Source organism: Streptomyces anatolicus, assembly GCF_019400875.1.
Lineage (GTDB): Bacteria > Actinomycetota > Actinomycetes > Streptomycetales > Streptomycetaceae > Streptomyces > Streptomyces anatolicus.
In genome coordinates this window covers 1-4,951 of record NZ_WMBF01000466.1, presented here as the reverse complement: position 1 = coordinate 4,951, position 4,951 = coordinate 1, and the positions used below count along the sequence as shown (strand labels likewise).

Annotated in this window: 5 protein-coding genes and 1 pseudogene; 2 read left to right on the top strand and 4 right to left on the bottom strand. The window is 69.1% G+C overall.

Annotation, left to right across the window (positions count from 1 at the left end; translation table 11 throughout):
• A pseudogene (locus tag GKQ77_RS34005) lies at window positions 1-100 on the bottom strand (holo-ACP synthase); the annotation flags it as partial.
• A 102-nt stretch (window positions 101-202) separates the two neighbouring features.
• On the opposite strand from GKQ77_RS34005, the gene coaA reads away from it, so the two are divergent.
• Window positions 203-1,198, top strand: coding sequence for a type I pantothenate kinase (gene coaA, locus GKQ77_RS27530; RefSeq protein WP_219691636.1), 996 nt, complete (start codon window positions 203-205; stop codon window positions 1,196-1,198).
• 42 nt (window positions 1,199-1,240) lie between these two features.
• On the top strand, window positions 1,241-2,188 hold the full coding sequence (locus GKQ77_RS27525; protein ID WP_219691635.1) for a DUF389 domain-containing protein: 948 nt from the start codon (window positions 1,241-1,243) through the stop codon (window positions 2,186-2,188).
• 3 nt (window positions 2,189-2,191) lie between these two features.
• On the opposite strand, the gene glmM is transcribed toward GKQ77_RS27525, so the two are convergent.
• The 3 genes from glmM to rplM all read right to left on the bottom strand — a co-directional run bounded on the left by glmM (window position 2,192) and on the right by rplM (window position 4,652).
• Window positions 2,192-3,550, bottom strand: coding sequence for a phosphoglucosamine mutase (gene glmM / locus GKQ77_RS27520; protein WP_219691634.1), 1,359 nt, complete (start codon window positions 3,548-3,550; stop codon window positions 2,192-2,194).
• A gap of 94 nt (window positions 3,551-3,644) precedes the next feature.
• Window positions 3,645-4,166, bottom strand: a complete 522-nt coding sequence (gene rpsI / locus GKQ77_RS27515; protein ID WP_219691633.1) for a 30S ribosomal protein S9 — start codon at window positions 4,164-4,166, stop codon at window positions 3,645-3,647.
• Between the two features lie 42 nt (window positions 4,167-4,208).
• Entirely contained in the window at window positions 4,209-4,652 is a 444-nt protein-coding gene (gene rplM / locus GKQ77_RS27510; RefSeq protein WP_030782512.1) for a 50S ribosomal protein L13, read from the bottom strand.
• Window positions 4,653-4,951 lie beyond the last annotated feature (299 nt).

Below are 4,951 nucleotides of genomic sequence, written 5' to 3'. Positions count from 1 at the left end.
CGCTCTCGACGAACAGCCGTTCCGCCATCCCCGGCGTCCGGGCCATCGCCGCCCCGAACCGCTCGATCTCGGCGACATCGATGCCGACCCCAATAATCACAGGCTCACCCCACAAAGCACCCGAAAATCATCGGCCCAGCGTGACACACCCCACCACACCCCCACCCCCCAGCCGTTCAAACAGCCGTAACAATGGACTGTGATCTCTTCGGTCTCCGCGCCAGACAAGGCGCAGCGGAGCGCCCACCGGCACAAGCCGGAGGCGACTCCCTACCTCGACCTGACCCGCGCCGAGTGGAGCGCTCTGCGGGAGAAGACGCCGCTGCCCCTGACGGCGGAGGAGGTGGAGAAGCTGCGCGGCCTCGGTGACGTCATCGACCTGGACGAGGTCCGCGACATCTACCTCCCGCTCTCCCGCCTCCTGAACCTCTACGTGGGCGCGACCGACGGCCTGCGCGGAGCGCTCAACACCTTCCTCGGCGAGAAGGGCTCCCAGTCCGGAACCCCCTTCGTCATAGGGGTCGCCGGTTCCGTCGCCGTCGGCAAGTCGACCGTCGCCCGCCTCCTCCAGGCCCTGCTCTCCCGCTGGCCCGAACACCCCCGCGTAGAACTGGTGACCACCGACGGGTTCCTCCTGCCCACCAAGGAGCTGGAGGCCCGCGGCCTGATGTCCCGCAAGGGCTTCCCCGAGTCGTACGACCGCCGCGCCCTCACCCGCTTCGTGGCCGACATCAAGGCGGGCAAGGCCGAGGTCACCGCCCCCGTCTACTCCCACCTGATCTACGACATCGTCCCGGGCAAGCGCCTCACGGTCCGCCGCCCCGACATCCTCATCGTCGAGGGCCTGAACGTCCTCCAGCCCGCGCTCCCCGGCAAGGACGGCCGCACCCGCGTGGGCCTCGCGGACTACTTCGACTTCAGTGTGTACGTCGACGCCCGCGCGGAGGACATCGAGCGCTGGTACCTGAACCGCTTCAAGAAGCTGCGCGCCACGGCCTTCCAGAACCCGTCCTCGTACTTCCGCAAGTACACGCAGGTGTCGGAGGAGGAGGCCCTGGAGTACGCCCGTACGACCTGGCGCACCATCAACAAGCTGAACCTGGTGGAGAACGTGGCCCCCACCCGCGGCCGCGCCACCCTGGTGGTCCGCAAGGGCCCCGACCACAAGGTCCAGCGCCTGAGCCTGCGCAAACTCTGAGGCGCCGGCCCCCGGCCCCCCGTACCCGACTACCCTGCGCACATGCTGCACCTGCGCCTGATCTCCCCCGCGGACAAGACCGACGACGTGCTGCGCCTGATCGAGGCGACGACCGGCACCACCCACCTTGCCGTGGTCCCCGGCGCGGCCCGCAACCCCACGGGCGACGTCATCATGTGCGATGTCGCCCGGGAGGCGGGCGACGAGCTGATCGGCGGCCTGCGCGCGCTGGACCTCGACAAGTGCGGTTCGATCGCGGTCGAGAACATCGACCTCTCCCTCTCCGAGCGCGCCGACAAGGCCGAGCACGACGCGCCGGGAGAGGGCTCGGACGCGGTCCTGTGGGAGCAGCTGACCGACGCGACCCACGAGGAGTCGACGCTCTCGATCACGTACATCGCGTTCATCACGCTCGCCACGATGATCGCGGCCTGCGGTGTCGTCCTGGACAACGCGATCCTGATCGTGGGCGCGATGGCCGTCGGACCGGAGTTCGGCCCGCTCGCCGGGTTCTGCACGGCCCTGGTGCGGCGCGCTCCCCGGCTCGCCCTGCGCTCACTGATCGCGCTGCTCGTGGGCTTCCTGGTGGCGATGCTGGTGACGGTCGGGTTCAGCTACTTCATGGACGCCACGGACCTCTTCAGCCACGAGGCCCTGCAGGCGGACCGGCCCAACACCAACTTCATCTACCGCCCGGACTGGTTCTCGTTCGTGGTGGCGGTCCTGGCGGGCGCGGCGGGCACGCTCTCGCTCACCTCGGCGAAGTCGGGCGCCCTGGTGGGAGTGGCGATCTCCGTGACGACGGTCCCCGCGGCGGCGAACGCGGCGGTCGCCTTCAGCTACAACGAGTACAAGCAGGCGTGGGGCTCCACCGAGCAGCTTCTGCTGAACCTCCTCGGCATCGTCCTCGCCGGTACGCTCACGCTCCTCGCCCAGAAGGCTCTCTGGGCGAGCCAGCGCGAACGTACCGCGAAGTCCCGGCGCCTCTAGCGGCTAGCCGAGCGCCGACTTGACCACGTCGGCGAGGCGCTCGGCGACGGACCGCGCCTGCTCGATGTCGGCGGCCTCGACCATGACCCGCACCAGCGGCTCGGTCCCCGAGGGGCGCAGCAGCACCCGGCCGGTGGAGCCCAGCTCGCGCTCGGCGTCGGTGACGGCCGCGGACAGCTCGGCGGAGGTCTTCACCCGCGACTTGTCGACGTCGGGCACGTTGATGAGGACCTGCGGCAGGCGCTCCATGACGCTCGCGAGGTCCGCGAGCGTCCGCCCGGTCTCGGCGACGCGGGCCGCGAGGAGCAGGCCGGTCAGCGTGCCGTCACCGGTCGTCGCGTGGTCGAGGATGATCACGTGCCCGGACTGCTCGCCGCCGAGGGCGAAGCCGTGCTCCTTCATCGACTCCAGGACATAGCGGTCGCCGACGGCGGTCTGCACCAGGGAGAGGCCCTGGGCCTCCATGGCGAGCTTGAAGCCGAGGTTCGACATGACGGTGGCGACAACGGTGTCGTGACGCAGCGTGCCGTGCTCGCGCATGGCGAGGGCGAGCACCGCGAGGATCTGGTCGCCGTCCACCTCCGCGCCGGTGTGGTCCACGGCGAGGCAGCGGTCCGCGTCCCCGTCGTGCGCGATGCCGAGGTCGGCGCCGTGCTCGACGACGGCGGCCTTGAGGAGGTCGAGGTGGGTCGAGCCGCAGCCGTCGTTGATGTTCAGGCCGTCGGGCTGCGCGCCGATGGTGATGATCTCGGCACCGGCGCGCGTGAACGCCTCGGGCGAGACGCGGGCGGCGGCGCCGTGCGCCTCGTCGAGGACGATCTTCAGTCCGTCGAGGCGGTTGGGGAGCACGCCGAGCAGGTGCGCGATGTACTGGTCGAGCCCTTGGTCGTACGACTTGACCCGGCCGACGCCGGCCCCGGTGGGCCGCTGCCAGGGAGCGCCGGTGCCGTGCTCTTCGTACACGGCCTCGATGCGGTCCTCCAGCTCGTCGGCGAGCTTGTGGCCGCCGCGGGCGAAGAACTTGATGCCGTTGTCGGGCATGGCGTTGTGGCTCGCGGAGAGCATCACGCCGAGGTCGGCGCCCAGCGCCCCGGTGAGATGCGCCACCGCGGGGGTGGGCAGCACACCGACGCGCAGGACGTCCACGCCCGCGCTCGCGAGACCCGCGACCACCGCGGCCTCCAGGAACTCCCCGGACGCGCGCGGGTCACGCCCGACCACCGCCACCGGGCGATGGCCTTCAAAGGTGCCCGCCTCGGCCAGTACGTGCGCCGCCGCCACGGAGAGTCCGAGCGCCAGCTCGGCCGTCAGATCCGCGTTGGCGACACCACGCACGCCGTCCGTGCCGAAGAGTCGTCCCACTGCTGTCCTCCGAACGTTCGTTTCCTGATAGACGAACGCCCCGGCAGCACGGTGAGTGCCGCCGGGGCGAACGAGAAGTACGAGCAGGCAGCGATTAGCGCTTGCTGTACTGCGGGGCCTTACGGGCCTTCTTGAGACCGGCCTTCTTGCGCTCGACCGCACGGTCGTCACGCTTGAGGTAACCGGCCTTCTTCAGGGCGCCGCGGTTGTTCTCGACGTCGGCCTCGTTCAGCGCACGGGCGACACCGAGACGGAGCGCACCGGCCTGACCGGAGACGCCGCCACCCGAGATGCGGGCGATGACGTCGTAGCGGTTGTCGAGCTCGAGCACCTTGAAGGGCTCGTTGACTTCCTGCTGGTGGACCTTGTTCGGGAAGTAGTCCTCGAGCGTGCGCCCGTTGACCTTCCACTTGCCGGTGCCCGGGACGATCCGGACGCGGGCGATGGCGTTCTTGCGACGGCCCAGGCCGGCGGCCGGCTGCGGGTCGCCGAAGCGCGCGGGGTTCGACTCCGAGGTGTACTCGCCCTCAAGGGGAGCCTCGGACTCGGTGGTGTACTGCTCTACGTCAACAACCTCGGTCTCTTCGACCGGCTGCTCAACGGTGGTCTCGGCCACGATTCTCCTCAGATTTCTTTTCGTCTTAGGGGGTGGCCGGAACTACTGCGCGACCTGGGTGATCTCGAACGGGACCGGCTGCTGAGCGCCGTGCGGGTGCTGGTCGCCCGCGTAGACCTTCAGCTTCGAGAGCATCTGACGGCCCAGGGTGTTCTTGGGGAGCATGCCCTTGACGGCCTTCTCGACAGCCTTCTCGGGGCTCTTCTCGAGCAGCTCGTCGTAGCGGACGGAACGCAGACCACCCGGGTAGCCGGAGTGGCGGTACGCCATCTTCTGGGTCTTCTTGTTGCCGGAGAGGTGCACCTTCTCCGCGTTGATGATGATGACGAAGTCACCGGTGTCAACGTGGGGGGCGTAGATCGGCTTGTGCTTGCCACGCAGGAGGGTGGCAGCGGTGGTCGCCAGACGACCGAGGACGATGTCCCGGGCGTCGATGACGTGCCACTGGCGGGTCACATCGCCGGGCTTGGGGCTGTACGTACGCACTTAGTAGCCTTCGCTTCTTCAGTGGATGGGGTCCAGACACACGGCACCCAGGAAGCGATCATGCAGCTGGGGCTCACAATGCCGGGGACGCTGCCCGTATGCGAGCCACTGGTAACTGCTCCAGGGAACCTACGTAAGGGCCCTTTCGCGTGAGATCGAGGACACCAATACGTATCAATCCCCGAGAGTACCCGCGCCGCCCCGTACCGGTCAAAACGCGGCTCTGCGACCGGCACCGGGGACTCACACACCACGGACAGGTCTGCACTCCTCAGGGTAACGGTCCGCCCGCCCCGCAC

Bases quoted from the DNA above. Each gene is read 5' to 3' on its own strand.
- GKQ77_RS27525 (WP_219691635.1), top strand. From the start codon at position 1,241: ATGCTGCACCTGCGCCTGATCTCCCCCGCGGACAAGACCGACGACGTG.